This is a genomic window from Streptomyces sp. NPDC101234, from assembly GCF_044767525.1.
In the GTDB taxonomy this organism is placed as follows: Bacteria; Actinomycetota; Actinomycetes; order Streptomycetales; family Streptomycetaceae; genus Streptomyces; species Streptomyces sasae.
Map to the genome: position 1 here is coordinate 69,766 of NZ_JBIWOA010000021.1, position 16,252 is coordinate 86,017.

Genomic DNA, 16,252 nt, shown 5'->3' on the forward strand with positions numbered 1-16,252 from the left:
TTCCGCAGGTGGAAGCAGAGTTCTTGGATTTCCATCATCTACCCCAGGTCAGATCGCCAGTCAAGGCGAATGTATTGCCAGTAGTCCCATTGTTGGCGATATGCGTCCAGTTCCATTCCTCCCGAACCGGTGAACGCGTCGTACGCTCGACCGTCTTTGATCACCAGGAAGTGGTTGTGCCACAGACCATTGGGGTCTCGTTTGGACGGGCCCAGCTTCGCTCCCAGGGTGTCCTTCATTTCGTAGATCTCGCCACCGACCTTGCCCTTGATCACCTCCGCGCACTCCAGACAGTTGCTGTGGGTGGCAACAGGCCAGCCGTTCGAGTCGATCTGGGGCCGTCCTGAAGCGGGCGTGCCCTCAGCCTCACGCAGGGCTTGTCCGAGGCCGTTGTCGAATCGGCTGATGCCGTCGGTGATTCCGTAGATCCCCGCGCCCGCCATCCCGGTACCGACGACGATCGCCGGTGCTCCCTCGAGACAGCCGATGACTGTCAGGCACAGGCCTCCGCCCGCGACGTCGATCGTGGCGCCTCCCTCGACGCCGAAGACGCCGACACCCGTCTCGAACAAACCCTTCCAGATGTCGGAGTTTCCGAGGATTGCCTGCCCGTAGTCGCCGATCGTGTCGGCGGTGTCCTTGAGCCAGCCCGGTACCCAGCTGCCGTCGTCGTCTTGTGGGCTGTGCTGCTTCTGCTGCTCGTACCACTGCCTCAACTGCGCCTGCGCCTGCTGTTGCTTGACGACTGCGGTGTGGTAGGCATCCGTTGCCGCCTGGTTGGCGGCGGTGGCGTCCTTGCCCGCGGCCGTGGCCGAAGCGCGTGCCTGCTGGGCGTCTGTCCAGGCCGAGTCGGCCGAGCCGCGTGCTGCGGTGGCCGAGTACTGGGCCTGGGCGGCAGAAGTGACTGCGGCGGCAGCGGCGTTCTCGGCATCGTGCTGGGCGTTGCGGGCTGTCTTGGCGGAGGCGGTGGCGTCCTTGGCGGACTGTTCGGCCTGGGTGGCGTAGCCGTCGGCCTGGGTCGCGTACTTCTGGGCGTCCTTGGCCGACTGCTGGGCCCGTTTGGTGTAGTTGGCGGCTTCGGCAGCGGCCTTGGCTGCGGTGGCTGCCGCCTTGCCCGCTTCGGCCGCGTTCTTCTGCGCGGTGGCGGCGACGCCCGCGGCCTGCGCGATGAGTTGCTGGATCTGCGCCTGGTGGGTGGCGGCGAGCTGGTCCTGCCGCTGGGCTTTGTACTGGCCGACGGTGATGAAGGAGTGGAGCAGGCCGAAGGGCCCCTCCAGGGCGATGCGAGCGGCGGCCTTCACCTCCGGGCCGTTGTCGCTGTTGTTGCTGTCGGCGAGTTGGGCGGCGCGGACGCGTTCGTCCTGGGTGCGTGCCTGGGAGTCGTCGGTGGTGATGAACCGGCGCAGGGCTTCTGGTGTGTCGGCGTTCAGTGCGGTGCGGCCCGCCTGCTGCTCGATCGGGCCGGCGCCGGCGATGGTGCGGGCGATGTACAGCCGCATGTCCTGCTTCATGGCCACGTACTGACCGGTGGCGAGGAACGCGCTCACCGCCGTGGAGTCGCCTTCCAGGGCCGTGGAGGCGGCGGCGCGTACGTCGGCGGATTCGGCGCCCTCCGCCAGCCGTTCGACGTCCTGACGGTCGTCCTGGGCGTCGGCCTCCTGGCGGCCGGTACGGATGTACGCGGTCACGTCCTGGTCGGAGCCGGCCAGGGCCACCAGGGCTGCGGACTGGCTCCAGGCGCGGCCGGTCTTCGCCGTCGCCAGGGCGACCTTGCGTGCTTCGGGAGCGATCTGCGCGGGATCCGCGCCCGCCTGGCCCGCCTGGCCGGCCAGCTCGGCCGCCTTGGCCTCGAGGTCCTTGGCCTGCTGCACCGCCGCCTGCCGGGCGGCCGTGCGCTGGTCCTCCTGCGCTTTGAGGTCCTGAGCCCGGTCGATGCCCTCGTTGGTACGGGCGGTCAGCTGCTCGGTGTCTATACGGGCCGCGAGGTCGTGGACCTTCTGGGCCTCGGTGACCGCCGCACCGGCGGCATCGGCGTCCTTCTTGGCCTCCGCGGCGTGCGTGGCGGCCTGCTGGGCGGCGGTCGCCGCCTGCCCCGCGTGGGCGGCTGCGTCGTCGGCCGCCTTGGCTGCGTTCTCCGCGTGCGTCGCCGCGTCATTGGCAGCGTCACGCGCCTCACCGGCCGCGGACGCGGCCTCCTGCGCCAGCGCCGAGGCGGCGCCGGCGGCCCGGCTCGCCTCCCGGGCGTGCCGGTGCGCGGCAGCTGCGGCGTTCTGCGCTGCGGCGGAGTGGGCTCCGGCCTTGTCGGCGTAGGAGTTCGCCTGGTCGGCCGCGTCCGCGGCGTCGTTGGCGTTACTGCCCGCACCGCCGGCCGCCTGGGCCGCGTCGGCAGCCGACGCGGCGGCTGTCCGGGCCGAGTCGGCGGCCTGGGCGGCGGCGTGAGCGCCTGCGGCGGCATCCCGCGCGTTTTGGGCCGCCTTGCGCGCGGCACCTGCCTGGCCTGCGTCGACGGCCGCATTCGCGGCGGCGTCGCGGGCCTGGGAGGCGGCCTCGGCGGCACCGTCCGCGGCCGCGGCGGCAGCCGAGGCGGCGCTGGCGGCGACATGGGCGGCGTCGGTGGCGGCGTCGGCCGCGTCGATCGCCGTCTGGGCGGCGGTGGCGGCCTGCTGGGCGGCGCTCGCCGCGCGGGCGGCGGCCGCGGCCGCGTGCTGGGTGTCCTGCTGCGCGGCCTGCGTCTCCGCGGCGGCCTTCTGGGCGGCTTCCTTGGCCAGTTTCGCCGCTGCCACCGCACGGGCGGAGGCGTCCTCGGCGGCCTGGGTCTGCTGCCCGGCGAGCTTGCCCGCCTTCGCCGCCTGATCGGCGAGTTGCGCGATCGTGGCGTGTTCCTGGTCGTGGGCGCGGGCCACGTACTGGCCGACCTGGAGGAACTCGTGGATGTCGTCCGCGGTGCCGTTGACCGCGATCCGGCCGGCCGCCTGGACGTTCGGGCCACCGGCTTCGATGATCTGGGCGGTCTGGAGCCGCTCGTCCTGTTCCCGCTCGGTGTACTGGTCGTTGTCGAGGAAGTTCTTGATGTCCTCGGGTGTGCCGGCGAGCGCGGCCCGGCCGGCACTCTGCACCTCGGGACCGCCCGCGTCGATGATCTGTGCGACCCGTACCCGCTGGTCCTGCTGCAGCGGCGCCTTCCAGCCGTCCTTCAGGAACGCCTGCAACTGGTCGGGAGAGTTGCTGTCCAGGGCGGTACGGGCGGCCTGTTGGAGGTAGGCGCCGCCGACACTGGCGAACTGGGCGAGGGCCACCCGCTCGTCCTGGACAGCGATGTCGGAGGCGGCCGCCAGGAAGTTCCTGACGTCGTCAGTACTGCCGGTCAGAGCGACCTCGGCGGCCGCTCGTACGCCGGGGCCGCCGGTCTCCCACAGCTGTACCACCTTGCCGCGGTCGGTGTCCGGGAGCGCACCGCCGATTCCGCTCCGCGGCGGTGCGCTCCCGTCGGCTCTGGCCGGGGAGGGTGCGGGTCCCAGCAGGCCCAGAGCGAGTGCGCCGGGCAGCAGGCCCAGACACAGCGCGCGGACCGCGTACCGTGGCCCTGCCGCCACGCGTTCCGGGCGTCGTAAACGTCTCACTGCGAAACTCGATTCGTCTCATGTGATTTTTTTGGGGTGTGTGCACCGGCTTGCCCGCGCTTCGGGACCGTTGGGCGCGGTTCCCTGTGCGACGGGGCGCCCGAGCGGAGGTCCGCTGGTTGTCCCGGGGTCGCTCCTCTGAGGCTGTGGCCGGGTACGTCAGTTGGCCGGTGCGAGCTGGACTTCGTCGTGCAGTCCCTTGGCGTCCGCGCCGGGGAAGAGGCTGACGTGGCCGTCACTCCAGCGGACGAGGATGTCGTCGGCGGTGGTGTTGGTGGTGAAGGCTCCGGCGGTGACCACGGTGGCGCCGGCCCAGTTCGACTTGGCGGGGCGGATCTTGATCTCGCCGGGCAGGGCTTTGCCGGTCAGACCCGGGTAGATCGTGGTCTCGCCGTCGATCCAGCGCACCAGCAGGTCGTCGGTGCCGCTGCCGGTGAACGAGCCCGTGCTGAGCTGGTCGGCGTCGGGCCATACCGCGTTCTTGGCAACGATCTGCGTCTGCTTGTTCAGCCCGTTGGCCGCCAGGTCGCCGAAGAGGGAGACATGGCCGTCCTTCCAGACGACCAGCAGGTCGTCGCGGTGACCTGTGGGGGTGAAACGGCCGCCGGTCAGCAGCCGCGCGTCGTTCTTCCAGATGGCGGTGTTCGGCGGGGCGAGCTGCTTCTCACCGTGGAAGCCCTTGGCATCGACGCTCGTGTACTGCGTCATCTCGCCGTCGATCCAGCGCACCACCAACCCGTCCGTACCGCCCCCGGTGTTGACAGCGGTCAGCGAGAGAGCGGCGGTCCAGATGCTCTTCGGGACCGCCAACTGGTACTCGGCGCTGAAGGGATGAGCCGGGTCGTCGCCGTCGCCGCCCTGGTAGAGGGTGACCTCGCCGTCGTCCCAGCGGACGATCAGATCCATGCGGCGTGTGCCGCCCGCTGAACCGCCGGTGTAGTAGCCCGCGGTCATCTGCACGGCGTGCTTCCACGGGGCGCTTGCGAAGGTGGTGCTGTAGACGATCTGCTGCACCCAGCCCGCGAGGTCGTCGACCCGGGCGGCCACCGCCCCGGTCCGGGTCTCGGCCGCGTCGGTCCCCAGGCAACCACCCTGCCAGGAAAGGCTGTTGACGCCCAGGATCGACGTGTGTCCGCCTGCGGCGCTCACCGCGGGACCGCCGGTGTCGCCCTTGCAGATCGCGGCGCCGTCGGACTTCGCCGCCAGGTCCACGGTGGTGGCGCCCACGTTCTGGACGGTGAACGCGGCCGCGTGCACCTGGTCGGGGACCCACTCGTCATGGGTGCGCCCGTATCCGGCGTCCTGGACCTCGTCCCCGGCGGCGGGTGCGGCGCCGGCCACCGGGACGGGGGTCACGCCGCTGACGGGCTTGGCCAGTTGGGCCATGACCACGTCGCGATCGGTGCGGGGAACGAGATTCACCACCTGCTGGGCACCGCCGCCGAGGGTGGCGGTCGTCTTCAGTTTCGGCGTACCGGACGCGACGGTTCCGCCCGGGGTGTCGGCGAAGCAGCTCGCCGCCGTCAGTACCCACTGCGGGGCGACCAGCGTGGCCGAGCAGCCGCGCTGCCCGCCGATGTCGAGCCGGGCGACGGCCGTGGCCAGGGCGGCGGAGGCCTGCGGGCCCGAGACGGCTGTCGTGGGTGTGGCGGACAGGCCGGCGGCGGTGAGCGTCGCGGCGGCGATCAGGCCGCTGGTCCACCGGGTACGCGGACGGGAGCCAGACATGAAAGATCCTCGTGATGGTGTGGAAGGGGAGGTGAGAAGGGGGGCGGCGGGGCCGGTCAGCCGGTGATGCGCAGTTCCAGCAGGACGGTGGGTGCGCCACCGGCAGTCCCCTCGCCTACGCTCTGGTAGCCGTTCTTGGCCACGTTCACCGTCGTCGCCGGTGCCGTGGGGTCACTCTGCGGCCTGAGGTCGGCGCTGATCGGGTGCTCGGCGGTCTCCAGCGCGAAGACATGCGGGAGTTCGAGGGCGAGGTAGCCGGCCTTGGCGGTCGCCTTGAAGCAGTAGGCGCCCTGCTGGTCGCCGCCCTGGCCCTGCACGGTGAGGACCTTGATCTGCTGAGCGGTGTCATCGCACGAAGCCAGGGTGATGTGCCCGTCACCCTTGATCAGCTTGATGCCCTGATCCCGCTGGATCCGGTCGGCGTCGGGGTAGGAGAAGTCCTCCACCGCGGATGGCGGTGCGGCCCCTGTCGAGCCCCCCGTCGGCTGCGGGTCGGCAGAGGCCAGCACCGGTGCGCCCACAAGCGCCGCGAGTACCACAGCCCCCACGACGGAGAGCATTCTGCGTATACGAGGAGTCACCCGTAATCCTTTCCAGGCATGGGTGACGGCATAACGGAACATCTGCAGCCCCCCACGCACAGATGAAAAACAGAAATAAATGGTCGGCCGTGAGCCTAAAACGGTGTCAGCCGCAAAACAACGTGACCGTACTCACAGGTAATTCACAGAAACGGCCGGTATTCGGGGCACGCCAAAAAGCCGCATGGCAGACGCCTCGGTGTGCGGTGCGCGATCCGGTTATTCGCCTGGTGGTGCTGAATTATCGGTTCGAGAGAAAAGCAAGGGCCCGTGTCCGGTGGGCGTGTGGTCAGGGTGCAGGTGCGACGAGGACGTGTTCCGTTCCGAATTCGGTGGAGCTGGTGTCCGAATACAGGGTCAGTCCGCCGTCGGTCCGGCGGACAACGAGGTCGTCGGTCCGGCCATCGGGGGTGAAGTCCCCTGCGGTCACCGCCATTTCGCCCGTCCATGAGGTGTTGGGGCCCTGAAGGCGCGTGGCGCCACCCAGGCCGGAGGTGGTGATGCCCGGGTACATGTCGATTGTGCCGCCGGACCAGCGGACCATGAGATTCCGCCTTCCGTTCCCTGAGGAATCAACGCCGGCAAGACTGGCCGCGTCCTGCCAGCCGGCGTTGGGCGCCTTCAGCTGGTTCTCCTTGCCGAAAGTACCGGCACGCACCTTTGTGTAGAGGGTCAGTTCACCGTCGGACCAGCGCACGACGAGATCCCCGGCATCCGCGTCCGCGGTGAAACGGCCGGCCGTTATCTGCGTGGCATGGGTCCATGTCGAGTTGGGGCCGATCATCCGGGTGCCGTCGGTGTCCAGCCCGTTCTTTCCGACATCGCCGTAGAGGGTGACCTCGCCGTCCGACCAGCGCACCATCAGGTCGGACTGGCTGGAGCCGGTGAAGTCTCCCGCGGTGAGGACCTGCGCATGAGTCCACGTTCCGTTGGGAGCCAGCAGCTGCCGCTCGGAGACGAAACCTCCCTTGCCGTCCCCCAGGTACAAAGTGGCCCGGCCGTCACTCCACACCGCGATCATGTCGCTGTGTCCGCTGCCCAGGAAGTCTCCGGAAGCCAGCAGCCGCGCGTTCCGCCAGGTGTCCCAGGTGCCCATGGAGTACGGAAGCACGGGCTGTTGGTAGGGGCCGTGATCGGTGTGGTCGCCGCGCTGGGCATCGCTGTACAACTGGAAGAAACGGTCCCCGTACACGGGGCTGTACGTGATCCGGCTGTACACCGGATCACTTGCCGGAGTATCCGGACCGCCGCCGTTCCAGCCGCCCACGTTGCCCACGATCTCCCCGGTACCCGAGCCGCTCAGGTCGACCCTGGAAAACCACGGGCCGCCCGAGACGCCTCCCCACATACCGGCACAGTCGATGCGCAGCTGATCGAACCCCGCCAGCGCACCGGTCCCCGTCGGGCAGCTCACCGCCTGGTCCGCCTTGTCGTACTTGCTCATCGGATAGCCGACGACAGTGACGTTGCCGGTGAACCCCGGCGTACGGGCCACCGTGTTCGCCCCCACCACGTCCTGGACCTCCTTGCCCTGGTAGGAGCCCACTCGCGCAAAAGCGAAGTCCAGGTCGGAGCCGGCACTCTTGTCCGCCGCCCACCGGGAGTCGCGGAACCACTCCTGGACGGGAAAGACACCGAACGGCTGAGCATCGGCGGCCTTTCCACTGTCGTACCGGGGAACGAACATGCCATGGGCGCTCTTGCAGTGCCCCGCGGTCAGGATCAGGTCGTGCCCAGGACTGTCGACCACGCTGGCAGTGCAGGAATGCGTCTCAGGGCCGCTACCGCTGTAGAGAACGCCGACGGACCTGATCCCGGCGAAGTGCTGACCGACGTCGGCCGCCGGCTTGACGGCCGGACCGCCCCGAGCCGGCACGCGGCCCACCGGCTCGGCACGGCGCCCGGAGGGATCGGTGGCCGCCGCCGTACGCTCATGTGTCCAGAACCGGATGGCGTCCTCTGCCGTCCACCCCGGATCCGCATCCGGATCGGCGGGTCGCGTCGCCCCGGACGACGCCGACGGCACCGGCACAGGACCCGAGGAGCGCTGGACGGCCGCCGGGACAGGGACGAGAACGCGTCCCGTCTGCGCGGTGAAGGAAGAGGACGCGCTCGCCACGCCAGGGGCGCCGGCCAGGAACAGGCCGCACAGCAGGGCGGCGAGCGCACTCAGAGTGCGCAATCGGTGCACAGCAGGACTCCACTCGACGGCATGTGGAAACAGTGCGCCTGCGGCGTCCCGCAACTGCCCGGCCGGACACGGCAGACGGGAAGGCGGACGGGGAGGCGTACCGGAAGGGGGAAGGAAGCAACGGTGTCGGCCACAGTGCCCGGGGCAGTGGCCGCAGCAGAGGTGCGGACGGTCAGCAGTCGGCGCTGACGCGGCTCACGGTCACCTGATGGGCACGTTGAGCCCTTGTTGCCACCACAGGTGGAAGGCCGTCGTTTCCGTTGCAGCCGAGGTGCGGTGATGCCTTCGCGAACCGATATGCGCGCAGACTCTCATTGATGGACAAGTCGTTCCCCCCAGCGGCGTCCGCCGCTCGTTCGCCGCCATGGGCGACTCACGAGTCCGGAAACGGCTGCTCCCGGACTGTGTTCAACAAGGCCCTGGTCAGAGGCCGTTCGAACATATACGTCAACGTTACAAGGCCGTAGATCGCGAAGCCGGTGCCGCGTTGATCCCCGCCGCACATTCCCGAGCGGGCCGTCAACCGCTTTGTGAACTGCGCGGACAACGCGTCCACCACCGCCCGGGAGCTGTCCACCGCATACGGGACCGCACCAGATCCTTAACTTCTCATTACCCACGCACACCGAAATCTCAACAATGGCCTCGTCCGGCCCATGGAACCCCTCGACAACGCGTTCCCGTCGTGTGTGGTCCAGCGACCACCCATCGACCTCGGCCGTAGGACCGCCCGCCCGGGCTGTGGTGAGCGGTGATCGCGGGTAGGAGCGGCGCACCCTGATGAGATCGGGGGTCCTGCGTGCCGCGACCTCGAACCGGTCTGGCCTGTTTCCGGGGCGACCGCGGCGAGCTCCCGCTCGCGCGGCGGTCGACGACAGGCGGCTTGCCTGAAAACCCCATGCGCGCGAAGTCCGTACGGCGGCCGGAAGCGGCGACTTGGCAATGCCGTCGCGGTGAACACTCGGAACACCTGTACCTGGAAGACCGCGTTGGCCGAAGCCGGTGTCATCCCGCCGTGTGCCGAGGGTGCGAGGCCCCGGCAGTGGGCGGCGGCTCCCCGGAGAGTCCGTTGTGACCTTGACGCGGTGGCTGGGGTGCGCCTCGCCCGTGATCACCCTCGGTTACTATGCTCACTTCATGCCGGAGGTCGGCGGCAAGGGGCGCGCGACGCCATCGACGGACCGCTTGGTGGAATGGGGAGACCGGCATGCTGGCCGAAACTCCCCAGATTCTCCCCGGGCCGGTCGGCGGGTGGTTTCTGTCGTCGTCCCCTTCGGGGTCGGCCGTGGACTGCAAGGTCGAAGAGATGGGTGGCCCGGGAAAGTGCTGAAAGAGGTCACCGCGACCCGCTACATCACGCCGCTGCGTGAGGGCGGGTCGCTGCCGGGGCTCGTCGAGGCCGACGACTTCGGGACGTACGTCATGAAGTTCACCGGCGCCGGTCAGGGCCGCAAGACGCTGGTCGCCGAGGTCGTCTGCGGTGAACTCGCCCGGCGGCTCGGGTTCCGGATGCCCCGCCTCGTCGCCGTCGAACTCGACACCGTGCTAGGACTCGGCGAACCCGAGCAGCAGGTGCAGGACCTGCTGCGGGGGAGCGGTGGCACCAACCTCGGCATGGCCTTCCTCTCCGGCGCCCTCGGCTTCGACCCGCTCGCCTTCTCCGTGGGTCCCGAGGAGGCCGGCCGTATCGTCTGGTTCGACGCGCTGATCAACAACGTCGACCGCTCCTGGCGCAACCCCAACCTGCTGATGCACCAGGGCGACCTGTGGCTCATCGACCACGGCGCCACGATGATCTGGCAGCACAACTGGCCGTCCGCGGAGACCTCCGCCGCCCGGCCGTACGACGCCTCGGACCACGCGCTGAGCCGCTTCGCCCCCGATGTCCGCGCGGCCGCGGTCGAGTTGGCGCCCAGGGTCACCGAAGACCTGCTGGCCGAGGTCACCGCCGAGATCCCGGATGTCTGGCTCGCCGGCGAACCCGGCTTCGACACGCCCGACGACCTCCGCCGCGCCTACGCCCGGCCGCTGCTCGCCAGGGCCGCCGTCATCCACGAGCGCATCACCGGTATCGAGGGGGCCAAGTGAGCGACACCCACATCCATATGGCCGGACATGTGACCGAGCGCCACATCACCCGGGCCGGCCAGGGCGGCGACCGGCATGTCTTCGAGTACGCCCTGCTGCGCGTCGTACCCCGCGTGGAGCGCGGCGAGTGCATCAACGCCGGCGTGATCGTGTACTGCCGGGCCAAGGCCTTCGTCGGTGCCCGCACCCATCTCGACGAGGCCCGGCTGCTGGCCCTGGACCCGGCCGCGGACGCCGCCGGGGTGCGGGCCGCGCTCGGGGCGGTGGAGAGCGTCTGCGCGGGCGGCGAGGCGGCGGGACACGCGGCCGGCGACGACCCGGGACGGCGCTTCCGCTGGCTGGTCGCGCCCCGGTCCACCGTCGTACAGCCCGGTCCTGTGCACACCGGGCTCACTCTCGATCCGGCCGCCGAGACGGAGCGGTTGCTGGACCTTCTGGTGAGGTAATGGATCACACCGCGCGGTAGGACGTTGACACCGCGTGCCAGGGCTTCTAGCGTCACGTCTGTCGAAGGTACTAAGCGGTCGCTCACCGCGGAGGAGCTCCAGGAGCGGGCTTCTCGATCAGGTTCTCTCAAGGGCGAGGAGACATACGAATGTCCACCACTGAGCAGCGGGTAGCCGTCGTCACCGGAGCCGCGCGCGGTATCGGCGCCGCCACCGCCGTACGACTGGCCGCCGAGGGCCGTGCGGTCGCCGTGGTCGACCTCGACGAGGCCGCCTGCAAGGACACCGTCGAGAAGATCACCGCGGCCGGCGGCAAGGCGATCGCGGTCGGCGCCGACGTCTCCGACGAGGCCCAGGTGGGCGCCGCCATCGCGCGGATCGTCGAGGAGCTCGGCGCCCCGACCATCCTGGTCAACAACGCGGGCGTGCTCCGCGACAACCTGCTGTTCAAGATGTCCGCGTCCGACTGGGACACGGTCCTGAACGTGCACCTGCGCGGCTCCTTCCTGATGACCAAGGCCGTCCAGCAGCACATGGTCGAGGCCGGCTGGGGCCGGGTCGTCAACCTGTCCTCCTCCTCGGCGCTCGGCAACCGCGGCCAGGCCAACTACTCCGCCGCCAAGGCCGGTCTGCAGGGCTTCACCAAGACCCTCGCCATCGAGCTCGGCAAGTTCGGCATCACCGCCAACGCCGTCGCCCCCGGCTTCATCGCCACCGAGATGACCAAGGCCACCGCGGAGCGCGTCAAGATGGGCTTCGAGGAGTTCAAGGCCGCGGCCGCGACCCAGATCCCCGTGCAGCGCGTCGGCGAGCCCGAGGACATCGCCAACGCCATCGCCTTCTTCACGAACGAGGCCGCCGGCTTCGTCTCCGGCCAGGTCCTGTACGTGGCCGGCGGGCCGCTGGACTAGCGGGCACCAGGCACTCGCCAGGGACTCATCAGGGACTATCGAGGATCACCGACATGACTGAACTGCCCGAGCTGTCCGGCAAGGTCGCCGTCGTCACCGGCGCCAGCCGGGGCATCGGCTACGGCGTCGCCGAGGCGCTGATCGCCCGCGGCGACCGGGTCGCCATAACCGGCCGCAACGAGGACGCCCTCAAGGAGGCCGTCGAGAGCCTCGGTTCCGAGCGGGTCATCGGCATCGCCGGCAAGGCGCACGACCTCGCCCACCAGACCGAGGTCGTCGAGCGCACCATGGAGGCCTTCGGCCGCGTCGACTACCTGGTCAACAACGCCGGAACCAACCCGGTGTTCGGCCCGATCGCCGACGTCGACCTGGACGTGGCCCGCAAGGTGTTCGAGACCAACGTGATCTCGGCCCTCGGCTTCGCCCAGAAGACCTGGCACGCCTGGCAGAAGGACAACGGCGGCGCGATCGTCAACATCGCCTCCGTCGCGGGTCTTTCGGCCTCGCCGTTCATCGGCGCGTACGGCATCAGCAAGGCCGCGATGATCAACCTGACCCAGCAGCTGGCGCACGAGTTCGCGCCCCGGGTGCGGGTCAACGCGATCGCCCCCGCCGTCGTCAAGACCAAGTTCGCGGAGGCGCTCTACGAGGGCCGGGAGGCGGAGGCCGCCGCGGCCTACCCGCTGAAGCGGCTCGGCGTGCCCTCCGACATCGGCGGCACCGCCGCCTTCCTCACCTCGGAGCAGTCCGACTGGATCACCGGCCAGACGCTCGTCGTCGACGGCGGCATCTTCCTCAACGCCGGCGTGGCCTGACCCGTCTCACGGCCCGCCGCGACTCCGGGCGTCGTCTTCGTCACAGACATTTCGTCATGAGAACGACGGAAACGACGCCCGGACAGCCGTACACGATCCGCACAGGAGAATGACAACGTCGTCATAGCACACTCGATCAACGCCCGTGTTTCCGGGAGGGTTCCAGGCGCTCAACGCTGCGGTATGGTCTGCCGCCGACCCCTGGTACGGCGGATCGAGGAGCGTGCGCGTGTTCAGTCGGAACCGAGGCCTGCGAAGAGCGGCCGCGGTCGCGTCCATGTCCCTGGTGGCCGGATGCGGCGTGCTCTCCGGCAGCAGCGCGGGTGACAGCGGGCCGATCGTCGTCGGGACGACCAGCGCCCCCAGCACCCTCGACCCCGCCGGGTCCTGGGACGGCTCCTGGGAGCTGTTCCGCAACATCTACCAGACACTCCTCGCCTACCCGGACGGCGCCACCACCCCCCGGCCCGACGCCGCCCAGCACTGCGCCTTCACGGACTCCGGCAGCCGCACCTACCGCTGCGAACTGCGCTCCGGCCTGAAGTTCGCCGACGGCGACGCGCTCGACGCACACGCCGTCAAGTACTCCATCGACCGGATCCGGACCATCGACGCGCCCAGCGGCCCGGCCGGTCTGCTCGGCAGCCTCGACCGGGTGCAGGTGCTCGGCGACCGCGAGGTGGTCTTCCATCTCAACAAGGCCGACGCCACCTTCCCGTTCGTGCTCGCCACCCCGGCCATGTCGATCGTCGACCCCGACGACTACCCCGCCAGATCGCTGCGCAAGGACGAGTCGGTGCACGGCTCCGGGCCGTACACACTGAAGTCCTACGAGGACGGCAAGAAGGCCGAACTCGTCCGCAACGACAACTACCGGGGCTTCGCGGACCGGCAGAACGACGCGGTGACCATCCGCTACTTCCAGGACTCGGCCACCATGGTCAAGGCCCTGCGGTCCGGCGACATCGACGTCACCTACCGCGGTCTCGCCGCCTCCGACATCGTCGCCCTCCAGGCCCACTCCGACAGTGACCTGCAACTGGTCGACGGCGCCGGCACCGACATCAGCTACCTGGTGTTCAACCCCAAGGACCCGTGGGCCAGACTGCCCGCCGTGCGCAAGGCCGTCGCCCAGCTCGTCGACCGCTCCGCGATCGTCCACACGGTCTACAAGGACACCGTCGACCCGCTGTACTCCATGGTCCCGGCGGGCCTCACCGGCCACACCACCGGCTTCTTCGACGACTTCGGCGACCCCAGCACCTCCAAGGCCCGCAAGATGCTCGCCGACGCGGGCATCACCCAGCGCGTCCCGCTCACCTTCTGGTACACCACCGACCGCTACGGCTCCGAGACCGCCAGGATGTTCCAGCTGCTCAAGCAGCAGCTGGACGACTCCGGGCTGTTCACCATCACCCTCAAGAGCCGCCCCTGGAAGACCTACGTCGTCGGCTACCAGAAGGGCGAGTACCCGGTGTTCGGGCGCGGCTGGTTCCCGGACTTCCCCGACGCCGACAACTTCATCGCCCCCTTCGTCGGCGACCAGAACGCCCTCGGCACGCCCTACCCGTCCCCCGTGATCACCGGCAAGCTGCTGCCGGACTCCCGACGCCAGAGCGACCGCGGCAAGGTCGTGAAGGACTTCGAGGACGCCCAGCAGATCCTCGTCAACGACACCCGGCTGATCCCGCTGTGGCAGGGGCGGCAGTACGTCGCGGCCAGCGACGACATCTCCGGGGGCGAACAGGCGCTCGACCCGTCGACGATCATGATGATGTGGGAGCTGCACCGCAAGACCAGCTGGTGAATCGGCCGTCCGGCACCGGTTGTCAGTGGTCGCCTGTAGGTTCTTGGGGCATCGGCAGGAACTGCAAGAGACCGCAATTCGTGAGGACGTTGACGTGACCGACATCGCCATGCTGCCCGAGTCCTGGCGCGGGGTTCTGGGTGACGAGCTGCAGCAGCCCTACTTCAAGGAGCTGACCGAGTTCGTCGAGGAGGAGCGGGCGAACGGCCCCGTCTACCCGCCCCGCGAGGAGGTCTTCGCCGCGCTCGACGCCACGCCGTACGACCAGGTGAAGGTGCTGATCCTCGGCCAGGACCCGTACCACGGCGAGGGCCAGGGGCACGGCCTCTGCTTCTCCGTCCGGCCCGGCGTGAAGACCCCGCCGTCGCTGCGGAACATCTACAAGGAGATGAAGGAGGAGCTGGGCCTGGAGGTGCCGGACAACGGCTATCTGATGCCGTGGGCCCAGCAGGGCGTGCTGCTGCTCAACGCGGTGCTCACGGTCCGTGCCGGCGAGGCCAACTCGCACAAGGGCAAGGGCTGGGAGAAGTTCACCGACGCGGTGATCCGCGCGGTCGCCGAGCGTCCCGACCCGGCGGTCTTCGTCCTGTGGGGCAACTACGCCCAGAAGAAGCTCCGGCTGATCGACGAGACCCGGCACATCGTGGTCCAGGGCGCGCACCCGTCCCCGCTCTCCGCGAAGAAGTTCTTCGGCTCCCGCCCGTTCACCCAGATCAACGAGGCCGTCGCGGCACAGGGGCACGAGGCGATCGACTGGCGCATCCCCGACCTGGGCTGAGCAGAGACAGAGGAGTAACGCGCCCCGTAAGGGCGCTGGGGGTACCCCCGGCCGAAGGCTGGGGAGGTACTGCGCGATCAGCCCCCACCGGGCCCGCAGCTGCCCACCGGCCTGTGCCCCGACGGCGCCGCCTGACCGCAAAAGCAGGCGGCTCCGCTTAACGTCGGCAACACACAACAGGCCTACAGCCCGGAGGGCCCCGTGGCGGAGCGACAGGAGCGGACGGCACCCGATGCCGTGCTCACGCGGATCGGGCAGGTCGTGATGTTGCACCACGCCGGGGACCGTGAGGAGGCCCGCCGGCGCCTGCTCGACCTGTGGACGGAACTCGGCGAGCACGGCGCCCCGCTGCACCGCTGCACCCTGGCCCACTACCTCGCCGACACGCAGGACGACCCGGCCGACGAACTCGCCTGGGACCTGAGGGCGTTGTCGGCGGCGGACGAGGCGGAGGCGTCGGCGGGCCTGCGCGGCTTCTACCCCTCCCTCCATCTCAATCTCGCCGCCGACTATGTGAAGCTCGGCCGCACCGAGGCCGCCCGCAGCCATCTGCACCGGGCGCGCGGGGCGGCCGGGGCCCTGGGCGAAGACGGCTACGGCGACGGGGTGCGGGCGGCGATCAGCAGACTGGAACTGCGGCTCGGGGACGACGACACCCCGGGCGGTGAGCCCTGGGGGCCGCCTCGGCAGCGGCCGAACTAGACGGGGGACCAGGGGCTTCAACGCCCGTACGACTGCTCGCAGATCTGCGCCTGCGGGCTGTCCGCGCTCCAGCCGCCGTACTGCTTGCCGAGGGCGCACACGTCCGGGGCCTTGGGGACGGACCGGGCGACTTCGGGGCTGCCGGCCCGCTGGTCGTGCGACCGGTGCGGGTGGGGGTGCGCAGGGGCGGCGGCGCGCGGGGCCGGTGGCCGTCGGGCGGCCGGGGGAGGCGGTGCCGGGGTGTGCGGGGCGGTGGGTGCGGGGGGCCGGGACGGGCCGACCATCTCCAGGGCCTCCTTGACCGGCGCCTGCACCACCCGGGGTTCGGTGCTGCCGTCCGGGCGGGGCACCGACGGCAGCGAGGGTGCCGTACCCGGCGGCGGGCCGGGCGCCGCCGGACGCTGGACCGTCACGCAGCCGGAGAGGGCCGAGACGGTCACGGTGACCAGGAGCGCTGCGGTGGTCGTCGTTCGATGCACCCGCGCAACTCTGCTGGGTCCGCGTGAAGGTTGACACCGCCGACGGGAGTTTGGTCCCCCGCGCGGGTGATCTCGCGCCCCGTACGGGGGGTGGGCGGGTCCGAGG

At 70.0% G+C, this 16,252-nt stretch carries 12 protein-coding genes; 7 read left to right on the top strand and 5 right to left on the bottom strand.

What is annotated here, in order from left to right:
* Positions 1-38: 38 nt before the first annotated feature.
* The 4 genes from ACIRR9_RS33275 to ACIRR9_RS33290 form a co-directional block, all read right to left on the bottom strand.
* Positions 39-3,620, bottom strand: a complete 3,582-nt coding sequence (locus ACIRR9_RS33275) for an ALF repeat-containing protein (RefSeq protein WP_403759507.1) — start codon at positions 3,618-3,620, stop codon at positions 39-41.
* 159 nt (positions 3,621-3,779) lie between these two features.
* Positions 3,780-5,348, bottom strand: coding sequence for a S1 family peptidase (locus ACIRR9_RS33280; protein ID WP_403759510.1), 1,569 nt, complete (start codon positions 5,346-5,348; stop codon positions 3,780-3,782).
* Between the two features lie 56 nt (positions 5,349-5,404).
* The gene (locus tag ACIRR9_RS33285; protein ID WP_403759512.1) at positions 5,405-5,929 is read right to left on the bottom strand and encodes a hypothetical protein; all 525 of its coding nucleotides are present in this window, start codon (positions 5,927-5,929) and stop codon (positions 5,405-5,407) included.
* A gap of 289 nt (positions 5,930-6,218) precedes the next feature.
* The gene (locus ACIRR9_RS33290) at positions 6,219-8,111 is read right to left on the bottom strand and encodes a trypsin-like serine peptidase (protein WP_403759515.1); all 1,893 of its coding nucleotides are present in this window, start codon (positions 8,109-8,111) and stop codon (positions 6,219-6,221) included.
* A gap of 1,332 nt (positions 8,112-9,443) precedes the next feature.
* Between ACIRR9_RS33290 and ACIRR9_RS33295 the strand changes: the two genes are divergently transcribed.
* The 7 genes from ACIRR9_RS33295 to ACIRR9_RS33325 all read left to right on the top strand — a co-directional run bounded on the left by ACIRR9_RS33295 (position 9,444) and on the right by ACIRR9_RS33325 (position 15,667).
* The gene (locus ACIRR9_RS33295; RefSeq protein WP_403759518.1) at positions 9,444-10,208 is read left to right on the top strand and encodes a HipA family kinase; all 765 of its coding nucleotides are present in this window, start codon (positions 9,444-9,446) and stop codon (positions 10,206-10,208) included.
* Positions 10,209-10,225: 17 nt separating this feature from the next.
* Entirely contained in the window at positions 10,226-10,654 is a 429-nt protein-coding gene (locus tag ACIRR9_RS33300) for a DUF3037 domain-containing protein (protein ID WP_403759775.1), read from the top strand.
* Between the two features lie 149 nt (positions 10,655-10,803).
* Positions 10,804-11,565: a 3-oxoacyl-ACP reductase FabG gene (gene fabG / locus ACIRR9_RS33305; RefSeq protein ID WP_384575631.1), complete on the top strand. Its 762-nt coding sequence runs from the start codon at positions 10,804-10,806 to the stop codon at positions 11,563-11,565.
* 53 nt (positions 11,566-11,618) lie between these two features.
* Positions 11,619-12,380, top strand: coding sequence for an SDR family oxidoreductase (locus ACIRR9_RS33310; protein WP_403759521.1), 762 nt, complete (start codon positions 11,619-11,621; stop codon positions 12,378-12,380).
* Between the two features lie 229 nt (positions 12,381-12,609).
* Complete coding sequence (locus tag ACIRR9_RS33315) at positions 12,610-14,187, top strand: ABC transporter substrate-binding protein (protein ID WP_403759524.1); 1,578 nt, start codon at positions 12,610-12,612, stop codon at positions 14,185-14,187.
* A gap of 94 nt (positions 14,188-14,281) precedes the next feature.
* Entirely contained in the window at positions 14,282-14,965 is a 684-nt protein-coding gene (ung, locus tag ACIRR9_RS33320; protein WP_365339982.1) for a uracil-DNA glycosylase, read from the top strand.
* A gap of 201 nt (positions 14,966-15,166) precedes the next feature.
* The gene (locus ACIRR9_RS33325) at positions 15,167-15,667 is read left to right on the top strand and encodes a hypothetical protein (protein ID WP_403759527.1); all 501 of its coding nucleotides are present in this window, start codon (positions 15,167-15,169) and stop codon (positions 15,665-15,667) included.
* 17 nt (positions 15,668-15,684) lie between these two features.
* Here ACIRR9_RS33325 and ACIRR9_RS33330 read toward each other — a convergent pair whose 3' ends face one another.
* The gene (locus ACIRR9_RS33330; RefSeq protein WP_403759530.1) at positions 15,685-16,146 is read right to left on the bottom strand and encodes a hypothetical protein; all 462 of its coding nucleotides are present in this window, start codon (positions 16,144-16,146) and stop codon (positions 15,685-15,687) included.
* Positions 16,147-16,252: the final 106 nt, after the last annotated feature.

What these genes read in the sequence shown, in the direction of transcription:
- ACIRR9_RS33280 (WP_403759510.1), bottom strand. Translation starts at nt 5,348, where the DNA reads ATGTCTGGCTCCCGTCCGCGTACCCGGTGGACCAGCGGCCTGATCGCC.
- fabG (WP_384575631.1), top strand. Translation starts at nt 10,804, where the DNA reads ATGTCCACCACTGAGCAGCGGGTAGCCGTCGTCACCGGAGCCGCGCGC.
- ACIRR9_RS33310 (WP_403759521.1), top strand. Translation starts at nt 11,619, where the DNA reads ATGACTGAACTGCCCGAGCTGTCCGGCAAGGTCGCCGTCGTCACCGGC.
- ACIRR9_RS33300 (WP_403759775.1), top strand. Translation starts at nt 10,226, where the DNA reads ATGGCCGGACATGTGACCGAGCGCCACATCACCCGGGCCGGCCAGGGC.